11 protein-coding genes are annotated in these 19,053 nt (G+C 72.1%); 7 read left to right on the forward strand and 4 right to left on the reverse strand.

The genetic code is table 11. The features are described 5' to 3' along the window. Window positions 1-15 precede the first annotated feature (15 nt). Window positions 16-1,194: an adenylyltransferase/sulfurtransferase MoeZ gene (gene moeZ, locus ABZT93_RS03765; RefSeq protein WP_356098284.1), complete on the forward strand. Its 1,179-nt coding sequence runs from the start codon at window positions 16-18 to the stop codon at window positions 1,192-1,194. Between the two features lie 53 nt (window positions 1,195-1,247). Here moeZ and ABZT93_RS03770 read toward each other — a convergent pair whose 3' ends face one another. The 3 genes from ABZT93_RS03770 to ABZT93_RS03780 all read right to left on the reverse strand — a co-directional run bounded on the left by ABZT93_RS03770 (window position 1,248) and on the right by ABZT93_RS03780 (window position 7,243). Continuing rightward, window positions 1,248-2,792: an alpha/beta hydrolase gene (locus tag ABZT93_RS03770; protein ID WP_356098287.1), complete on the reverse strand. Its 1,545-nt coding sequence runs from the start codon at window positions 2,790-2,792 to the stop codon at window positions 1,248-1,250. A 142-nt stretch (window positions 2,793-2,934) separates the two neighbouring features. Next, on the reverse strand, window positions 2,935-4,479 hold the full coding sequence (locus ABZT93_RS03775) for an alpha/beta hydrolase (protein WP_356098290.1): 1,545 nt from the start codon (window positions 4,477-4,479) through the stop codon (window positions 2,935-2,937). An 82-nt stretch (window positions 4,480-4,561) separates the two neighbouring features. Beyond that, window positions 4,562-7,243: a lysylphosphatidylglycerol synthase domain-containing protein gene (locus tag ABZT93_RS03780; RefSeq protein WP_356098293.1), complete on the reverse strand. Its 2,682-nt coding sequence runs from the start codon at window positions 7,241-7,243 to the stop codon at window positions 4,562-4,564. Window positions 7,244-7,429: 186 nt separating this feature from the next. Here ABZT93_RS03780 and ABZT93_RS03785 point away from each other — a divergent pair, with 186 nt between their 5' ends. The 6 genes from ABZT93_RS03785 to ABZT93_RS03810 all read left to right on the forward strand — a co-directional run bounded on the left by ABZT93_RS03785 (window position 7,430) and on the right by ABZT93_RS03810 (window position 18,688). Further along, on the forward strand, window positions 7,430-7,837 hold the full coding sequence (locus ABZT93_RS03785; RefSeq protein WP_356098297.1) for an MGMT family protein: 408 nt from the start codon (window positions 7,430-7,432) through the stop codon (window positions 7,835-7,837). A gap of 276 nt (window positions 7,838-8,113) precedes the next feature. Next, window positions 8,114-11,929 (forward strand): UvrD-helicase domain-containing protein, encoded by a 3,816-nt coding sequence (locus ABZT93_RS03790; RefSeq protein ID WP_356098300.1) that lies wholly within the window; start codon window positions 8,114-8,116, stop codon window positions 11,927-11,929. 105 nt (window positions 11,930-12,034) lie between these two features. After that, window positions 12,035-15,550 carry an ATP-dependent DNA helicase gene (locus tag ABZT93_RS03795; protein ID WP_356098303.1) on the forward strand — a complete coding sequence of 1,172 codons (3,516 nt, stop codon included), beginning with the start codon at window positions 12,035-12,037 and terminating at the stop codon, window positions 15,548-15,550. 4 nt (window positions 15,551-15,554) lie between these two features. Continuing rightward, a complete protein-coding gene (locus ABZT93_RS03800) occupies window positions 15,555-16,973 on the forward strand; it encodes a dipeptidase (protein ID WP_356098305.1) in 1,419 nt (472 codons plus the stop codon). A gap of 153 nt (window positions 16,974-17,126) precedes the next feature. Further along, entirely contained in the window at window positions 17,127-18,071 is a 945-nt protein-coding gene (nudC, locus tag ABZT93_RS03805; RefSeq protein WP_356098308.1) for an NAD(+) diphosphatase, read from the forward strand. Between the two features lie 5 nt (window positions 18,072-18,076). Further along, window positions 18,077-18,688: a class I SAM-dependent methyltransferase gene (locus ABZT93_RS03810; protein WP_356098311.1), complete on the forward strand. Its 612-nt coding sequence runs from the start codon at window positions 18,077-18,079 to the stop codon at window positions 18,686-18,688. Window positions 18,689-18,722: 34 nt separating this feature from the next. Here the strand turns inward: ABZT93_RS03810 and ABZT93_RS03815 are convergent, their stop codons facing one another. Continuing rightward, window positions 18,723-18,965: a mycoredoxin gene (locus tag ABZT93_RS03815; protein ID WP_355743206.1), complete on the reverse strand. Its 243-nt coding sequence runs from the start codon at window positions 18,963-18,965 to the stop codon at window positions 18,723-18,725. Between the last annotated feature and the right edge of the window lie 88 nt (window positions 18,966-19,053).

A 19,053-nucleotide genomic window follows, 5' to 3' on the forward strand; every position in this document is an offset into this window, starting at 1 on the left:
ACCAACGGAGTCCCCGTGTCGCTGCCACCCCTGGTCGAGCCCGCTGCCGAGCTCACCGTAGACGAGGTCCGCAGGTACTCCCGCCACCTGATCATCCCCGACGTGGGGATGGACGGGCAGAAGCGGCTGAAGAACGCCAAGGTGCTCTGTGTGGGCGCCGGCGGCCTGGGCTCGCCGGCGCTGATGTACCTGGCCGCGGCGGGCGTCGGCACGCTCGGCATCGTGGAGTTCGACGAGGTCGACGAGTCGAACCTGCAGCGCCAGATCATCCACAGCCAGGCCGACATCGGCCGCTCCAAGGCCGAGTCCGCCCGCGACTCCGTCCTCGGCATCAACCCGTACGTGAACGTGATCCTTCACGAAGAGCGGCTCGAGGCCGAGAACGTGATGGACATCTTCAGCCAGTACGACCTGATCGTCGACGGCACCGACAACTTCGCGACCCGCTACCTCGTCAACGACGCGGCCGTGCTGCTGAACAAGCCGTACGTGTGGGGTTCGATCTACCGCTTCGACGGCCAGGCCTCCGTCTTCTGGTCCGAGCACGGTCCCTGCTACCGCTGCCTCTACCCGGAGCCCCCGCCGCCGGGCATGGTCCCCTCCTGCGCCGAGGGCGGCGTGCTGGGCGTGCTGTGCGCGTCCATCGGCTCCATCCAGGTCACCGAGGCCATCAAGGTCCTCACCGGCACCGGCGAGCCTCTCGTCGGCCGGCTGATGATCTACGACGCCCTGGAGATGCAGTACCGCCAGGTCAAGGTCCGCAAGGACCCGAACTGCGCGGTCTGCGGCGAGAACCCGACCGTCACCGAGCTCATCGACTACGAGGCCTTCTGCGGCGTCGTCTCCGAGGAGGCCCAGGAGGCGGCGGCCGGCGCGACGATCACTCCCAAGCAGCTCAAGGAGTGGATCGACGACGGCGAGAACATCGAGATCATCGATGTCCGGGAGATCAACGAGTACGAGATCGTCTCCATCCCGGGCGCCAAGCTGATCCCCAAGAACGAGTTCCTGATGGGCACCGCCCTGGAGGGTCTCCCGCAGGACAAGAAGATCGTCCTGCACTGCAAGACGGGTGTCCGCAGTGCGGAAGTCCTCGCGGTCCTGAAGTCCGCGGGCTTCTCCGACGCCGTGCACGTCGGCGGCGGTGTGATCGGCTGGGTCAACCAGATCGAGCCGGACAAGCCGGTCTACTAGACCCACGTCCTCCCGGGAGGGGCTCGGCACCACGGGTGCCGGGCCCCTTTCCCTTACCGGCGCCGGGCACAGACCTTGCCGTCCTTCGGCACGGTGCCCTTCAGCAGATACGCGTTCACCGTGGAGTCCACACAGTCGCTCCCGTTGCCGTACGCGCCGTGTCCCTCGCCCTTCCAGGTGAGTTCCACCCCGACTCCCTTGCCCAACTCGTCCGCCATCCTTCGGGCACCTTCGTAGGGCGTGGCCGGGTCGCCCGTGTTGCCGATCACCAGCACCGGTGCCGCGCCGGGCGCGCTCACCTCCGGGGTCTCGTACTGCCCGGGCACCGGCCAGTCGTGGCACCAGCCGGCCGCGTCCCAGCCGAGGAAGGGGCCGAACACGGGTGAGATCCGGTCGAACTCGGGCAGCAGCCTTTTCGCCTCCGCGAGCGTGGGCCGCTGCTTGTCGTCCAAGCACGATATGACCCGTTGTGCCTGCGGCAGCAGGCCGTAGCGCCCCGAGCGGTCGCGTTCGTTGTATCCGTCGGCGAGCGCCAGCAGTTCGGAGCCGTCCCCCTGTTCGGCCGTGTCGAGAGCGCTGGTCAGCGAGGGCCAGCTGTCCTGGCGGTACAGCGGCAGGACAATGCCGGTGAACGCGAGCACCTGGGTCAGCTTCCGGCCGGAATACGTGTCCAGCGGGTCCGCGTCGATCCGATCCAGCAGGTCCGCGATCTTCCGGGTGCCCCGCTCGGGGTCCTGGCCGGTGGATGCCAGGTAGTCGTCGAGCGCGCGCTGGAAGCCCCGGGCCTGGTTCCTCCGGTGCGCCACCATGTCGGCGCCGGGGTCGACGACCGCGTCGAGCACCAGCCGCCCCACGTGCTTGGGGAACAGATGGGCGTAGACGCCGCCGAGTTCGGTGCCGTACGAGATGCCGAAGTAATGCAACTCGGTGTCGCCGAGGACCTGGCGCATCAGATCCAGGTCGCGGGCGGTGTCGGTGGTGGAGACGTGGGCCAGCAGGTCGCCCGCGGCCTTCTCGCAGCCCTGGGCGAAGTCGGCGGCGTCACGCAGGTACGCCCGCTCCTCCGCCGGGGTGTCCGGCGTGGGGTCCACCGCTTCGGCCGCCTGGGTCTCCTTGTCGCTGCGGCAACGGACGCCCTCGCTGGCGCCGACCCCGCGCGGGTCCCAGCTCACCAGGTCGTACCGCTCGCGCAGCAGGGAGACGGTGGCGGCGTACCCCGGCATTCCGGCGACACCTGACGCGCCGGGACCGCCGAAGTTGAACAGGAGCGAGCCGATGCGGTCGCCGCCGCGCGCCTTGGAGCGGATCAGCGCGAGGCCGATCGTCTCGCCGCCAGGCTTCGACCAGTCGAGCGGCACCTGCAGCGTCGCGCACTGCCAGTCCCTGCCGGGCGCGGAGGAGTTCGCGGTGGCCTTGCAGCGCTCCCAGTCGAGCTTCTGCGAGGTCAGCGCGGCGGGCAGCGCTTTCGCGCCGGTCGTGGTGGACCTCGCGCTGCCCGACCGCCCGCCCCCCTCGCCGCCGGACGAGCCGCCGCTGCAGCCGGTCGCCAGCAGTGCAGCCGCGGCGGTCACGGCCGCCCACCGTACGAAACGCCCCATCACAGTCCCCCTCCCAAGCCGTCCGTGCCGAGCCACGAACGCCGGTCCGGCCATCGTAGGCCGATCACATGCCCCCCGTCGGGGCCTGTTGATAACCCTTTGACCAGCGGTTTCATCGAGTTTCGGGGCGGCTGGGGCCGCGCTACGAGCAGACGGTCCCGGCCGCCGGCACCTTCCCGGTGAGGAGATAGCCGTTCACCGTGTCCTGGACGCACTTGTTCTTGCTGTCGTACGCCCCGTGACCCTGCCCCTTGTACGTCAGCTCGACGCCGACACCCTGACCGAGCGCCTGCGCCATCTTCCGGGCGCCCTCGTACGGGGTCGCCGGGTCCCCGGTGTTGCCCACGACCAGGATCGGCGCCGAGCCGGCGGCGCTCACGTCGGGACGGTCGGCGGCGCCCGCCACGGCCCAGTCGGTGCAGGTCAGCAGCGACCAGGCCAAGAAGTCGCCGAACAGCGGTGACGCGGCACGGAACTCGGGCAGCTTCCGCTCCACCTCGGCGGTGGTGTACCGGGGCTTGTCGTCGGCGCAGTTGACGGAGATGTTGGCCGCGACGAAGTTGCTGTACTCGCCGTTCTCGCTGCGCCCGTTCATCAAGTCGGACAGCAGCATCAGGACCCTGCCGTCACCGTCGTACGCCTGCTCCAGGCCCTCGGTCAGGTACTCCCAGAAGTCCTTGGAGTACAGGGCCTGCGCGATGCCGTTGGTCGCGGTGGTCTGGGTCAGCACCCGCTGCCCGATGCCGGGGATCGGCTGCTTGTCGAGGTCGGCCAGGAGTTTCGCGATACGGTCCTCGACGTCCTGCGCGGTGTCGCCGACGGGGCAGTCCGTGGGCTGTGAGGTGCAGTCCTCGGCGAAGTTGTCGAGCGCGAGCTGGAAGCCCTGGGCCTGTCCGAGCGAACCCTGCTCGCTGTTCTGCGTCGGGTCGACGACCCCGTCGAAGACCGCGCGCCCCACGTGCTTGGGGAACAGGTGGGCGTAGACGCCGCCGAGTTCGGTGCCGTACGAGATGCCGAAGTAGTGCAGCCTGGAGTCGCCGAGGACCTGGCGCATCAGGTCCATGTCGCGGGCGGCGTCGGTGGTGCGCACATGCGGCAGCATCTTCTTGGAGTTCTCCTCGCAGGCCGCGTTGAACTCCTTGGTGTTGGCCAGCAGCTCGGAGCGTTCGGCCGAGTCGTCCGGGGTCCCGTCCTGCTCGAAGTACGCGTCGAGCTGGGGGTCGTTCAGGCACTCCACGGGGGCGCTGCGGCCGACCCCGCGGGGGTCGAAGCTCACCAGGTCGTAGCGGGTGCGCAGTTTCGCGTAGTCCGAGCCGAAGGCGGGCAGCGTGCTGACGCCCGAGCCGCCGGGGCCGCCGAAGTTGAAGACGAGGGAGCCGATGCGTCTGTCCTCCGGGCCACTGGTCTTGGCCCGGATCAGCGCGATGCCGATCGTGTCGCCCTTGGGCTTCGCCCAGTCGAGCGGGGCCTTGAGGGTGGCGCACTGCCATTCGTCGCCGCCCGGAAGCGGTGAGGGGGCGTCTCCGCCGCCCTCGGTCCGGGAGGGGGCCGGGCAGTCCTTCCAGCTCAGCTCCTGGGTCGGCAGGTCCTCGTCCTGGGAGTCGTCGCCGCAGCCCGCCAGCGCGGAAGCCAGCAGAAGGGCGGTGGCGGTGAGGGCGGCGACGCGCCGTCGAGAGGGGGGCGGCATGAACCCATCCTGCGCCCGCGTGCGCGGGGATGCTCGGGGCGCGAGCCGTAAGAGGTACCTGCCTCGGCCGGGGCGGCAGGGACTACAGGGCGCCCTTCCGGGACAGTTGGTTGAAGGCCAGCCAGCCCGGCAGCACCGGCAGCCACAGCGTCAGCAGACGGAACAGCAGAACGGCCGGTGCGGCGACCTCCTTGGGGAGCCCCACGGCGATCAGACCGACCGTCAAGGTGGCCTCCACGGCGCCCACACCGCCCGGTGTCGGGGCCGCCGAACCGAGCGCGTTGCCGGCGAGGAAGACGACGGCGACGCTGGCGATGCTGAGCGAGGTGCCCTCGCTGCCGAAGGCGCGGATGGAGGCGTCCAGGCACATCACGAAGCAGGCCGTCAGCAGCAGCATGCCGCCGATACCGGTGATCAGCTTCTGCGGCCGCTGGAGCACGTCCAGCATGCGCGGCACGACACCCGCGAACAGCGACCTCACGCGCGTGACGACGAACTTCCTGAGGAACGGCACCGAGGTGACCACGAGCACGAGCACCGCCACCGTCAGCAGACCCGCGATGACGGTTCGAGACGGCGACAGCGACGGCGTCTTCTCGGTACCGGTCAGGTAGCCGAAGGACAGCAGCATCAGGATGTGGCAGCCGAGACCGAACAGCTGCGAGGCGCCGACACTCGCCACCGCGAGCCCCGGCCGCACCCCCTGGCGTTGCAGGAAGCGTGTGTTGAGCGCCACACCGCCCACCGCGGCCGGTGCGACGATCTTCACGAACGAACCGGCGACCTGGGCCGCGACCGTCCGCAGGAACCCCACCCGCTCGGGCACGAAGCCGAGCAGCGCCATGGCCGCGGCGAAGTAACTGCACGCCGAGAACAGCACGGCGGCGGCGACCCAGCCCCACTCGGCGTTGGCGACGAGGGGCCCGAACTCGATGTGGGTGAGCTGCGTCAGCAGGAAGTACGCGCCGATGGCACCCGCGATGAAGCTGATCAGCGTGCGCGGCTTCACCCGTTCCAGGCGGGCCGGCTCGACCGGTGCCTGCGGTCTGATCAGCAGCACCTGGTGGCGGATCTGCGTCAGCAGGTCCTCCTCGCGCGCCTCTTCGATGGCCTCGTCGATGGCCCGCTTCTCCGCGCGGGCCTCCGCCTTGACGGTCTTCTTGTCGGGCTTTTCGAGTACGGGCCTGGCGTCGTCCGGCGCTTCTTCCAGACGGGCCTGCTTGGCCTGCTGGGACGCCTCCAGGACGGCCTCGCGTTCGCGCTGGGCGCGCTCCCGGGCCAGTCTGCGCAGCGTCGCGCGCGTGGAGCGTGTCAGCGCGATGGGCTGGAGCATCGGCAGACAGTCGGCCACGGCGTCGGGGCCGAGGATGCTGACCGCCGATGCCACCGCGCGCTCCGCACCCGCCAGCAGCCCCAGGGTCGTCACCAGCTGGGCGACGTCCATGCGCAGCAGCAGGGTGCTGGCCGCGATCTCACCGCCGCGCAGATCGGTGAGGATCACCGCGCCGGAACGATCCACCAAGATCGCGTCACCCGCGAGCCTGCGGTGCGCGATGCGCCGCGACTGCAGCGCCTGCACCTGACGCCAGGTGTTGCGCAGCAGTTCGTCGGTGATCTCGTCCTCGGCCAGCGACTCGAGCGTGCGCCCGCCGGTGTGCTCGTAGACGAGCATCACGGCGTCGGGACCGAGCTCGGAGGTGGCGATCAGCTTGGGCGCGTTGGCACCGGCCGCGATCGCCGCGTAGGCGAGCAGCGCCTCCTGCTCCAGCGCCTGCCTGAGCGACTGGAGGCTGCTGCGGGTGGCGAATCCGCGCAGGGTGAGGTTGCGCCACACGCGGTAGAAGAAGCCCTGCGCCTGCTGCTCCCGGTCGACCACCGTCACGTCCAGCGGCGGGCCGTCCTCCAGGGTCACGAAGTAGCGCCGGCCGCGGTCGCTGTTCTCCGCGGTCTCCGAGACCTCCTCGCGGGCCGCGCTGACCGGGTGGAATCCGACGGTTCGCAGGCCCGCGATCAGTGTCTGCCCGGTGGGCCGGACATTGGGCGAGCCGACCGCGTACAGCGTCCCGTAGGCGACCGTCCAGCCGATCAGCACCGTCAGGATGATCGAGAACGGGGTGGTGTAGCCGGTGACGAGCATCGAGAACGCGTCGAGCATCAGCACGATCCACAGCACCGCCCGCCAGCGCGGCCTGCGGGACATGCCGACGGCCGTCATGTACGCGATGACGGGCGCCAGATAGCCGTGCACGGGGTCGGTGAGGGCGTGGACGTCGCCGGGGGAGGGCTGGGTGAGCGCCTCCTGGATCGAGCTGGGGGCGCCCTTGGCGACCCACAGGTCGGTGGCGAGGGTCACACCGTGGGCGAGGACCGCGGCGAGCACACCGTCGGCGATCCGCAGTCCGTCGCGCTTGATCAGCCGTTCGATCGCGAACGCGACCGGGACCAGGAGGATCGCGATGCTGGAGGCGAGACCGGCGATCTTGATGAGCAGGTCGGGTGCCTGCCCGGTGCCCTTGTTGATGTCCTGTTCGAGGCCTGAGGTGGTGCCGTGCGCGAACGCGGCGATGGCGAGCAGCACCACGACGGCCAGCACGCCGACCAGCAGTCGCATGAGGTCGGAGGGCCGGTGCACGCGCGCGGGGAGCAGTGGTTCGTCGCTCTCGACCGCGTCGGCGTGCACCTCTTCGGCGTCGACGGTGTCCGGGCGCGACGAGGCGTCAGAGGTGCCCTCGGGGTCCTCCGGGTGCACACCCTGTGGCTTCATCGTCTCTTCTTGATCTCGTATCACCAGTCACCGCCCGCACGATGGTGGCATGCCCCACCGACATACAAGGGTGTCAGGGTGCATATGCGGGGGCGCACAGTCTGCCGGAAGCGCCGTTCCCGGGCGAGGGATACGCACGGTCGCGAGCCCGTCACATTGTCGGTGGGGTGGTGCAGGATGGGACGGATGAGCGAGCAGAGCCTTCCGCGGGACGCCCACCCGGAGTACGGGGACGCCCACCCGGGGTGCGCGGACGCGCTGCCGGAGTACGCCGAGCGGGTCCTCGATGTCGCCGAACGCATTCCACCCGGGCGCGTCATGACGTACGGCGACGTCGCCGAGTGGCTGGAGGAAGGCGGCCCCCGCCAGGTCGGCCGGGTCATGGCCCTGTACGGCGGCGCCGTTCCCTGGTGGCGGGTCGTCCGCGCGGACGGTGCCCTGCTCCCGGGGCACGAGCTGCGGGCGCTCGACCGGTACCACGCCGAGGGCACTCCCCTGAAGGAGGCGAGCAGGGCCGCCGAGGGCCACCTGCCGCGCCTCGACATGAGACGGGCGCGCTGGGACGGCGGCGGCCGTGCGGAGGGTCACACCTGACAGCTTCCGCCATCCCGAGGGCCCGGGAGCACCTGGAGGCCCGTACGGGGGGAAACACGGCACGTCTGTGGCATGCCGTACGTTCGTGGGGTGAGGGACGTACGGGTCGCGAGCGTCGTGTGGGCCCCATGGGGCACGCGGGAAGAAGCGGAAGCCCTGCTTCCACACTCGGCGTCGGCGTAGCGTCGGCGGCACGCGTCCCCCTCACCCCTCGTCCACCGCCCTCCACGCGCGGCGGGCCGCCCGACAGCACACCCACCAGGACCGGCGAACCACGTGAGCTCCTCTTCCTCCACCAGGCGTCTGTCGCACTCCCAGGTGCGCCAGGGGACCCGTGGCGCTTACCGACTGGTGCGTACCCCGCCGACGCGCGTGGATCCCCCTCGTCTGGACGCCGCACAGCGCGCCGTGGTTGAGCACGGAAGCGGCCCTTTGCTCGTTCTCGCAGGTCCGGGCACCGGCAAGACCACCACGCTCGTCGAGTCGGTGGCGTCACGAATCGCCCGTGGAGGGGACCCCGCGCGCGTGCTCGTGCTGACGTTCAGCCGCAAGGCGGCCGTCGAACTGCGCGACCGCATGGCGCTGCGCATAGGAGCGGCGCGTGCCCCGCAGGCGACGACCTTCCACTCGTTCTGCTATGCCCTGGTCCGCGCCCACCAGGACAGCGACCTGTTCGTGGAGCCGCTGCGGCTGCTGTCCGGACCCGAACAGGACGTCACCGTACGAGAACTGCTCGCCGGCCAGCCCGACCTGGAGCGGCTGGGCCTCGCGCACGTGCGCTGGCCGGACGAACTGCGCGCCTGTCTGACCACCCGGGGCTTCGCCGACGAGGTCCGCGCGGTCCTCGCCCGCAGCCGCGAACTCGGACTCGGACCCGGCGCCCTGGACGCCTTCGCCCGCCGTATCGGCCGCCCCGACTGGCGGGCCGCGGCCGCCTTCCTCGCCGAGTACCTCGACGTCCTCGACCTCCAGGGCGTCCTCGACTACGCCGAACTCGTGCACCGCGCGGTGCTCCTCGCCCGCCGCCCCGAGGTCGCCGAGCGACTCGCCGCCCAGTACGACGCCGTGTTCGTCGACGAGTACCAGGACACCGACCCGGCCCAGGTACGGCTGCTGCACGCCCTGGCCGGGGGTGACCGCACCCTCGTCGCCTTCGGCGACCCCGACCAGTCGATCTACGCGTTCCGGGGCGCGGACGTGAACGGCATCCTCGACTTCCCGTACGCCTTCCCGCGCGCGGACGGCCGGCCGGCCCCCGTGGAGGTCCTGCGCACCTCCCGCCGCTCCGGCGCCGACCTGCTGGCCGCGACCCGCCTGGTGACCCAGCGCATGCCCCTGACCCGGCTGCCGGCGGAGAAGGTCCGCGCCCATCGCGAGCTCGCCCCGGTCCGCGAGGGCGGGCGCGTCGAGGTCTTCACCTACCCGACCTCCGGCACGGAACTGGACAACATCGCGGACATCCTGCGCCGGGCACATCTGGAGGACGGCGTTCCCTGGGGCGAGATGGCGGTCCTCGTGCGCGCCGGATCCCGCACCATTCCGACGGTCCGACGCGCTCTCACGGCGGCCGGCGTCCCCCTCGACATCGACGGCGACGACTTGGCGCTGCGACACGAACCGGCGGTGGCGCCGCTGCTGACGGCGTTGCGGGCGGTGGCCGCGGCGGAAGTGGCGGAGGCGGCGGAGGGTGTCGTACGGCTTGAGGAGGGCGGCGTTTCCGCGGAGCCGCAGCCGGTGCTCGATGGCGGGCCGCAGGCGGTGTCGGAGGGTGAGCCGCAGTCGGTGTCGGGCGGTGAGCCGCAGCGGGGGTCCCGCGCCGAGCCGCAGTCCGGGTCCGGCGCCGAGCCGCAGCCGGTGTCCGATGGCGGGCTGCAGCCGGTGTCGGACGGTGAGCCGCAGCGGGGGTCCCGCGCCGAGCCGCAGCCCCTGTCCGGCGCCGAGCCGCAGCCCGGGTCCGGCGCCGAGCCGCAGCCGGTGTCCGATGGCGGGCCGCAGCCGGTGTCGGAGGGTGAGCCGCAGTCGGTGTCGGACGGTGAGCCACAGCGGGGGTCCCGCGCCGAGCCGCAGTCCGGGTCCGGCGCCGAGCCGCAGCCGGTGTCCGATGGCGGGCCGCAGCCGGTGTCGGACGGTGAGGCGCAAGAGGACTCGGACGACCAGCCGCAGCAGGCTCCGGACGCCGAGCCGCAGCCCGCCTCCGAAGAACCGTCGGCGGAGGCCTGTTGGCTCGACACCGAGACCGCCCTCACCCTCCTCACGTCCCCCCTCGCCGGTATGGACGCCGCCGACCTGCGCCGCCTCGGCCGGGCCCTGCGGGACGAGGAGCGGGCCGCGGGCAACGCGCTGCCGCCGCCCTCCGACGTGCTGCTCGCGCGCGCCCTCGCCGAGCCCGAACGCCTGGCCGTGCACGACCCCGCGTACGCGCGCGGCGCCCAGCGGCTCGGGGCGCTGCTCGGCAACGCGCGTGAACGGCTCGCGAACGGCGGCAGCGCCGAGGAGGCGCTGTGGGACCTGTGGGAGGGCACCCCCTGGCCCGGGCGTCTGGAACGGTCCGCCCGGCGCGGCGGCGCCGCGGGGCGCAACGCGGACCGGGACCTCGACGCCGTATGCGCACTATTCGCGACCGCCGCGCGCGCGGAGGAGCGCACCGGAGGCCGCGGCGCCCTGAACTTCCTGGAGGAGATCGACGCCGAGGACATCGCCGCCGACACCCTCACCCGGCGGGCGGTCCGCCCCGACGCCGTCCGTCTGATGACCGCGCACCGCTCCAAGGGCCTGGAGTGGCGGCTGGTCGTCGTCGCGGGCGTCCAGGAGGGCCTGTGGCCGGATCTGCGCCGCCGCGGCTCCCTCCTGGAGGCCGACCGCATCGGCCGCGACGGACTCGCCGAACCGCTCACCCCGGGCGCCCTGCTCGCCGAGGAGCGCCGCCTGTTCTACGTGGCCGCCACACGCGCGCGTGAGCGCCTCGTCGTCACGGCGGTCAAGGCACCGGCCGACGACGGCGACCAGCCCTCCCGCTTCCTGACAGAACTCGGCGTGGAACCCAGGGACGTGACCGGCCGCCCGCGCCGCCCCCTGTCGGTCGCCGCCCTGGTCTCCGAACTCCGCGCCACCACCGTCGACCCACGCGTCTCCGACACTCTGAGGCAGGCCGCCGCCCGCCGTCTTGCCCGGCTCGCCGCCCTCGCCGACGAGGACGGCCGCCCGCTCGTCCCCTCGGCCCACCCCTACCGCTGGTGGGGCATGTTCGAGCCGACCGAGTCCAAGGTGCCGCTGCGCAACCGCGACCAGCCCGTCGTGCTCTCCGGCAGCGCCCTCGACCAACTCGCCAACACCTGCGCCCTGCAGTGGTTCCTGGGCCGCGAGGTGAAGGCCGACGCGCCCGCGACCGTCGCCCAGGGCTTCGGCAACGTCGTGCACGTCCTCGCCGACGAGGTCGCCTCCGGCCACACCCCCGCAGACCTCGACGTCCTCATGGAGCGCCTCGACTCCGTGTGGAACGCGCTCGCCTTCGATGCGCCCTGGAAGTCGGCGCAGGAGAAGGAGAACGCGCGTGTGGCGCTCGAACGCTTCCTGAAGTGGCACGTCATGGACCGCACCGGCCGCACACCGGTGGCCAGCGAGCACGACTTCGACGTCACCCTCGAAGCGGGCGAGGTCGAGGTGCGCATCCGCGGCCAGATGGACCGCGTCGAGACCGACGCCGAGGGACGCGCGTACGTCGTCGACTTCAAGACCGGCAAGCAGCCGGTGAGTTCCGCCGAAGTGGAACGCCACCCCCAGCTCGCCGTCTACCAGCTCGCCGTCCGCGAGGGCGCCGTCGACGAGGCCTTCGACGGCGTACGGCCCGAGCCGGGCGGCGCCGAACTCGTCCAGCTGCGCCAGGGCGCCCCCAAGAGGGACGGCGGCGAGACCCTCCCCAAGGTGCAGGCCCAGGAGCCGCTGGAGGGGGAGTGGGTCGGCGACCTGCTCGCCACAGCCGCCGGGAAGGTTCTCGACGAACGGTTCACGCCGAACGCCGGCCAGCACTGCGCCCACTGCGCGTTCCGGGCCTCGTGCAGCGTGCAGCCGGAGGGACGGCACGTCGTGGAGTGAGCATGCCGGTGTGATCAGTCGCACCACGCGTGCTGACCTGCACATCTTCCGGCCCGAAGGGCGATCCGTCCTCCGCTGTCAGTGCGCGCCGCTAGCCTCTGCGACATGCCCGCCCGTATCACCGATCCCGATCAGCTCAAGGAGCTCCTCGGTATCCCGTTCACCCCGGAGCAGACGGCCTGCATCACCGCGCCGCCCGCCCCGCAGGTGATCGTGGCCGGCGCCGGCTCGGGCAAGACGACGGTGATGGCGGCCCGCGTGGTGTGGCTGGTCGGCACCGGCCAGGTCGCCCCCGAACAGGTCCTCGGCCTCACCTTCACCAACAAGGCCGCCGGTGAACTCGCCGAGCGCGTCCGCAAGGCACTCATCAGGGCGGGCGTCACCGACCCCGACGTCATCGACCCGGACAACCCGCCGGGCGAGCCCGTGATCTCCACCTACCACGCCTTCGCGGGCCGCCTGCTGACCGACCACGGCCTGCGCATCGGCCTGGAGCCGACCTCCCGTCTCCTCGCCGACGCCACCCGCTACCAGCTCGCCGCGCGCGTGCTGCGCGAGGCCCCGGGCCCCTACCCGGCCCTGACCCGCTCCTTCGCCGACCTGGTCAGCGACCTCCTCACCCTCGACGCCGAACTCGCCGAGCACCTGGTCCGCCCCGAGCAGGTGCGGGCCCACGACGCCGAGCTGCTGCTCACCCTTCAGGGCGCCAAGCTCACCAATGACGCCCTGCGCAAGGTCCCCGAGGCGGCCGCCGCCCGCCGTGAACTCGCCGATCTGGTCGTCCGCTACCGCGCTGCCAAACGCGAACGCGACCTGCTCGACTTCGGCGACCAGATCGCCCTGTCCGCCCGCCTCGCGGGGATCCCGGAGGTGGGCCGCGTCCTGCGCGACGAGTTCCGGGTGGTGCTGCTCGACGAGTACCAGGACACCTCGGTCGCCCAGCGCGTCCTTCTGGCAGGCCTGTTCGGCGACGGCACCGGCCACCCGGTCACCGCCGTCGGCGACCCCTGCCAGGCCATCTACGGCTGGCGCGGAGCCTCCGTCGCCAACCTCGACGACTTCCCCGAGCACTTCGCCCACCCCGGTGGCCGCCCCGCCACCCGCCAGTCGCTCAGCGAGAACCGCCGCAGCGGCGGCCGCCTCCTCGACCTCGCCAACGACCTCGCCGAACCCCTGCGCGCCATGCACGCGGGCGTGGAGGCCCTCCGCCCGGCCCCCGGCGCCGAACGCGACGGCATGGTGCGCTGCGCCCTTCTGCCCACCCACGCCGAGGAGATCGACTGGCTCGCGGACTCCATCGCGCATCTCGTACGGACCGGCAAGGAGCCCGGCGAGATCGCCGTCCTGTGCCGCACGGCGACCGACTTCGCCGAGATCCAGGGCGCCCTCGTCGCACGGGACGTCCCGGTGGAGGTGGTCGGCCTCTCGGGCCTGCTGCACCTGCCCGAGGTCGCCGACCTGGTCGCCGTCTGCGAGGTCCTGCAGGACCCCGGCGCCAACGCCGCCCTGGTCCGCCTGCTGACCGGTCCGCGCTGGCGCATCGGCCCTCGCGACCTCGCCCTCCTCGGCAGGCGCGCCCGGCGGCTGGTGTCCCACACGCGCGTGGACGGCGACGACGACCCCGACCGCCGGCTCGCCGAGGCCGTCGAGGGGGTCGACCCGGCCGAGGTGATATCGCTCGCCGACGCCCTGGAGACCTTCCTGGAGACGCCGCTCTACAGCGACCACGAGGACGACGACGGCCTGCCCTTCTCCCCCGACGCGCGCGTGCGGTTCGCGCGCCTGGCCGCCGAACTGCGCGACCTGCGCCGCTCGCTCGCCGACCCCCTGATGGACGTCCTGCACCGCGTCCTCGCCGTCACCGGCCTGGAGGTCGAACTGTCGGCGTCCCCGCACGCGCTGGCCGCCCGCCGCCGCGAGACCCTGTCCAACTTCCTCGACATCGCCGCCTCGTTCGCGGCCGGGGACAACGAGGCGAGCCTCCTCGCCTTCCTCGGCTTCCTGCGCACCGCCGCCCAGTACGAGAAGGGCCTCGACAACGCCCTGCCCGGCGGCGAGAACACCGTCAAGGTGCTCACCGCCCACAAGTCCAAGGGCCTGGAGTGGGACGTCGTCGCCGTCCCCGGCCTGGTCACCGGGACGTTCCCGAGCGCCCAGGGACGCGAGAAGTGGACCTCCCAGGGCAAGGTGCTGCCGCACGCGCTGCGCGGCGACACCGAGACCCTCCCCGACATCGCCTCCTGGGACGCACGAGGCATGAAGGCCTTCCACGAGGCCATGAAGGACCACCAGCACACCGAGGAACTGCGCCTCGGCTACGTCACCTTCACTCGCCCCCGCTCTCTCCTTCTCGGCTCCGGCCACTGGTGGGGGCCCACACAGAAGAAGCCCCGGGGGCCGTCCGACTTCCTCCAGGCCCTGCACGACCACTGCACGGTCGGCCACGGCGAGATCGAGGCGTGGGCCGACGAGCCCGCCGAGGACGAGGAGAATCCCGTGCTGCACAGCCGGACCGAGGACCAGGTCTGGCCCCTCCCCCTGGACGACCAGGCCCTCGCCCGACGCCGGGCGGCCGCCCAGACGGTCCTGGACCACCTGGAGGACCTCGCCGGCCACACGGACTCCCACCCCGCGGCCGTACACGACCCGGACACCTACGACGACCCGGACTGGCCCCCGCCGCCCGACGACGAGCCGCCGTACCCCGAAGAGCCCCCCTTCGACGACGAGATCGTCGAGGCGGACGCCTCCGAGGACTGGGACACCTTCGCGACGGACCGCCCGGCCGTCCCGCACCAGGCCACCGCCCCGGAGATCCCCGCCGCGCCGGCCCGCCCGCACCCCAGGGAACGGGAAAACCTCACCCCCGAGGAAGCCCGCGCCATCGCCTCCTGGGACCGCGACCTCGACGCCCTGACCGGCGAACTCCTGCGCGCGCGGGAAGCCGTCACCGACGTACCCCTGCCCGCATCGCTCACCGCGTCCCAGGTGCTCCGCCTGGCCGCCGACCCCGACGGGCTCGCGCAGGAACTCGCGCGCCCCATGCCGCGCCCTCCACAACCCGCCGCACGTCAAGGCACCCGCTTCCACGCCTGGGTCGAGGCCCGCTTCGAAGCCCTGACCCTGCCCATGCTGGAGCCGGACGACCTGCCCGGCAGCGAGGCCGAGATCGCCGACGAACGCGACCTGGAGGCCCTCAAGGAAGCCTTCGAGCGCAGCGAGTACGCCCACCGCACCCCCTACCGCCTCGAGACGCCCTTCCAGCTCGCGATCGCGGGCCGTGTGATCCGGGGCCGTATCGACGCCGTGTACCGGTTGGGCGAGGGGGACACCACGACGTACGAGATCGTCGACTGGAAGACCGGCCGCACCCGCACCGCCGACCCCCTCCAGCTCGCCGTGTACCGGCTGGCCTGGGCCGAGCGGCAGGGCGTCCCTGTGGAATCGGTCACGGCGGCGTTCCTGTACGTCCGCTCCGGAGACGTCGTGCGCCCCAGGAATCTGCCCGACCGGGCCGCCCTGGAGCGGCTGTTGACTCAGGAACCCGGAGGGCCGTCGAACGGTTCCGCGCAAGCGAACTGTGAGGAACCGCCCAACGAGGATGTCGGTGCGGGCCGATAGGCTCATGACCATGAGCCACCCCGTTGACAGTGTCGTCAGCGCTGTCCGTACGTACATCGAGCAGCACCGCGCCGCCTTCCTCGACGACCTCGCCGAATGGCTGCGCATCCCGTCCGTCTCGGCCCAGCCCGACCACGGACCCGATGTACGCCGCAGCGCCGACTGGCTCGCCGCCAAGCTCAAGGAGACCGGTTTCCCCACGGCCGAGGTCTGGGAGACCCCGGGGGCGCCCGCCGTCTTCGCCGAGTGGCCCGCGGAGGATCCCGCGGCGCCGACGATCCTTGTCTACGGCCACCACGACGTACAGCCCGCCGCCCGCGAGGACGGCTGGGACAGCGACCCCTTCGAGCCGGTCGTCCGCGACAACCGTCTCTACGCGCGCGGGGCGGCCGACGACAAGGGGCAGGTCCTCTTCCACACCCTCGGTGTCCGCGCCCACCTCGCCGCCACCGGCCGCACCACCCCCGCGGCGCACCTGAAGCTGCTGATCGAGGGCGAGGAGGAGTCCGGCTCCCCGCACTTCCGCGCCCTCGTCGAGGAGCACGCGCAAAGGCTCGCGGCCGACGCCGTGATCGTCTCCGACACCGGCATGTGGGCCGAGGACACCCCCACCGTGTGCACCGGGATGCGTGGCCTCGCCGAGTGCGAGATCCGCCTGTACGGCCCGGACCAGGACATCCATTCCGGCTCCTTCGGCGGAGCCGTCCCCAACCCGGCCACGGCCGCCGCCCGCCTGGTCGCCGCCCTGCACGACGAACACGCGCGCGTGGCGGTACCCGGCTTCTACGACGGCATCGTCGAACTGACCGAACGTGAACGGGAGCTCTTCGCCGAGCTGCCCTTCGACGAGGAGCAGTGGCTGCGCACCGCCAAGTCGCACGCCACCCAAGGCGAGGCCGGACACACCACCCTGGAGCGCGTCTGGGCCCGCCCCACCGCCGAGGTCAACGGCATCGGCGGCGGCTACCAGGGCCCGGGCAGCAAGACGATCATCCCGTCCTCCGCGATGGTGAAGCTCTCCTTCCGGCTCGTGGCCGGCCAGGACCCCGGCCACATCGAGAAGGCGGTCCGCGCCTGGGCCGCCGGACAGGTGCCCGCCGGCATCCGGCAGGAGATCACCTTCGGCGCCGCCACGCGCCCGTGCCTGACCCCGCTGGACCACCCGGCCCTGCAGTCCGTCGTCCGGGCCATGGGCCGCGCCTTCGACCAGCCGGTCCGCTTCACCCGCGAGGGCGGCTCGGGCCCCGCCGCCGATCTCCAGGAAGTCCTCGGCGCACCCGTGCTGTTCCTCGGCATCTCCGTCCCCTCCGACGGCTGGCACGCGCCGAACGAGAAGGTCGAGCTCGATCTGCTGCTCAAGGGCGTCGAGACCTCCGCGTACCTGTGGGGTGATCTCGCCGAGCACTGGAGCCATGCGCCCTGACCGTCCCGCGCCGCCGGACCGGCAGCACGCGGGGCACACTGAACGGGCCGCCCCGCACCGCGAAGCCCCGCCGGCCCCGGTCGCCCCGCGTCGTACGTCCCGCCGAACCGCCCGCCGAAACAATCCGCTGCACCGGGGGAGTTGGAAGCACCCGTGACCACCTGGACCGACCACATCGCCGACCGTCCCGTCTCGCTCACCGCCCCCAGCGGCATCGACCGCGCCGCGCACCACCGACTCGACGAGGCCTGGCTCGCGGCGGCGTGGAGCCACCCCACGACCCGCTGCTTCGTGGTCTCCGGCGGTCAGGTCCTCATAGACGAGACGGCGGACGGCCGTACCGAACTCGTCATGACCCCGTCCTTCGAGGCCCCGCTCACCGAGGCGCACCGCTACTTCCTCGGCATCGACGAGGACGGCGTCCGCTACTTCGCCCTCCAGAAGGACGCTCTGCCCGGCCGCATCGACCAGTCCGCGCGCCCCGCCGGTCTGCGCGAGGCCGGCCTGCTGCTGTCCGCCCGCGAGGCCGGCCTGATGGTGCACGCCGTCGGACTGGAGAACTGGCAGCGCACCCACCGCTTCTGCTCGCGCTGCGGCGAGCGCACCGTCATCGCCGCGGCCGGCCACATCCGCCGCTGCCAGGCCTGCGGCGCCGAGCACTACCCGCGCACCGACCCGGCCGTGATCATGGCCGTCACGGACGACGAGGACCGCATCCTGCTGGGCCGCCAGGTGCACTGGCCGGAGGGCCGCTTCTCGACGCTGGCCGGCTTCGTCGAACCGGGCGAGTCCATCGAGCAGTCGGTACGGCGCGAGGTCTTCGAGGAGGCCGGCATCACCGTCGGCCCGGTCGAGTACGTCGCCAGCCAGCCCTGGCCGTTCCCCTCCAGCCTCATGCTCGGCTTCATGGCACGCGCCACCTCGACCGACATCAACGTCGACGGCGACGAGATCCACGAAGCCCGCTGGTTCTCCCGCGCCGAACTCGAGGCAGCCTTCGAGTCGGGCGAGGTCCTCCCGCCGTACGGCATCTCGATCGCGGCCCGTCTGATCGAGCTCTGGTACAGCAAGCCGCTGCCGACCAGGAGTTTCGTCTGAGGGGCGTGGCGGACCCGTACTGGAACCACAACGTCCACTACCACCCCTTGGTGCTCGACGCCGTCCCGGACGGCTGCCGGGAGGCCCTGGACGTCGGGTGCGGGGACGGCCTGCTCGCCCGCAAGCTGGCTCGGAAGGCCGCGTCCGTCACGGGCGTCGACCGCTCACCGGAGATGATCCGGCAGGCGCGCGCGGCCACCCCCGGGAACATCACGTTCCTGGAGGCGGACTACCTCGACGAAACGGCCCTGCCCGAGGGCGTTTACGACTTCGTCAGCGCGGTCGCCGTGGTGCACCACGCGCCCTTCGAGGACGCGGTCGGCGGCCTGGTCCGGCTGCTGGCCCCCGGCGGACGGCTGGTGATCGTCGGGCTGGCGTACAACGAGACCGTCATGGACCGGGTCATCAGCGGCTGCGGCCTGCCCGTGAGCCTGCTCATGAGACGGCTGCGGGGAGGCAAGCGGGCCCCGGCAGGCATGCCGATCGAGGGCTCGGCCATGCACTGGGGCGAGGTTCGGCTCGCGGCACGCCGACTCCTGCCCGGCTGCCACTACCGGCGCCGACTGCTGTGGCGCTACACGGCCGTGTGGGACAAACGACAAGGAGGCGGTTCCTGAGCCGCCTCGGGAACCGCCTCCGTGCCCGCAGTGCTTACGCGCTGATCTTCTGCTTCACCTGCGCCAACGACGGGTTCGTCAGCGTCGAACCGTCGGCGAACAGCACCGTCGGAACTGTCTGATTCCCGCCGTTCGCCTTCTCCACGAACGCCGCGGACGCCGGGTCCTGCTCGATGTTGATCTCGGTGTACGCGATGCCCTCGCGGTCCATCTGCTTCTTCAGCCGCTGGCAGTATCCGCACCACGTGGTGCTGTACATCGTCACAGTGCCCTGCATGTCTCGCGCGCTCCTTCGGTGGCTCGGGGAAGAGGTCGTCCGTTGAGGGAACGTATGCGACCGGGGTGCCATTCCCGACCGGGCCGCC

It is taken from the genome of Streptomyces sp. NPDC005303 (assembly GCF_040607335.1).
Taxonomy (GTDB): domain Bacteria; phylum Actinomycetota; class Actinomycetes; order Streptomycetales; family Streptomycetaceae; genus Streptomyces.

Excerpts from the sequence above, each read along its gene's own strand:
- ABZT93_RS03770 (WP_356098287.1), bottom strand. The coding sequence starts at position 2,792 with ATGGGGCGTTTCGTACGGTGGGCGGCCGTGACCGCCGCGGCTGCACTG.
- ABZT93_RS03775 (WP_356098290.1), bottom strand. The coding sequence starts at position 4,479 with ATGCCGCCCCCCTCTCGACGGCGCGTCGCCGCCCTCACCGCCACCGCC.
- ABZT93_RS03780 (WP_356098293.1), bottom strand. The coding sequence starts at position 7,243 with ATGAAGCCACAGGGTGTGCACCCGGAGGACCCCGAGGGCACCTCTGAC.
- ABZT93_RS03785 (WP_356098297.1), top strand. The coding sequence starts at position 7,430 with ATGAGCGAGCAGAGCCTTCCGCGGGACGCCCACCCGGAGTACGGGGAC.
- ABZT93_RS03795 (WP_356098303.1), top strand. The coding sequence starts at position 12,035 with ATGCCCGCCCGTATCACCGATCCCGATCAGCTCAAGGAGCTCCTCGGT.
- ABZT93_RS03800 (WP_356098305.1), top strand. The coding sequence starts at position 15,555 with ATGACCATGAGCCACCCCGTTGACAGTGTCGTCAGCGCTGTCCGTACG.
- ABZT93_RS03815 (WP_355743206.1), bottom strand. The coding sequence starts at position 18,965 with ATGCAGGGCACTGTGACGATGTACAGCACCACGTGGTGCGGATACTGC.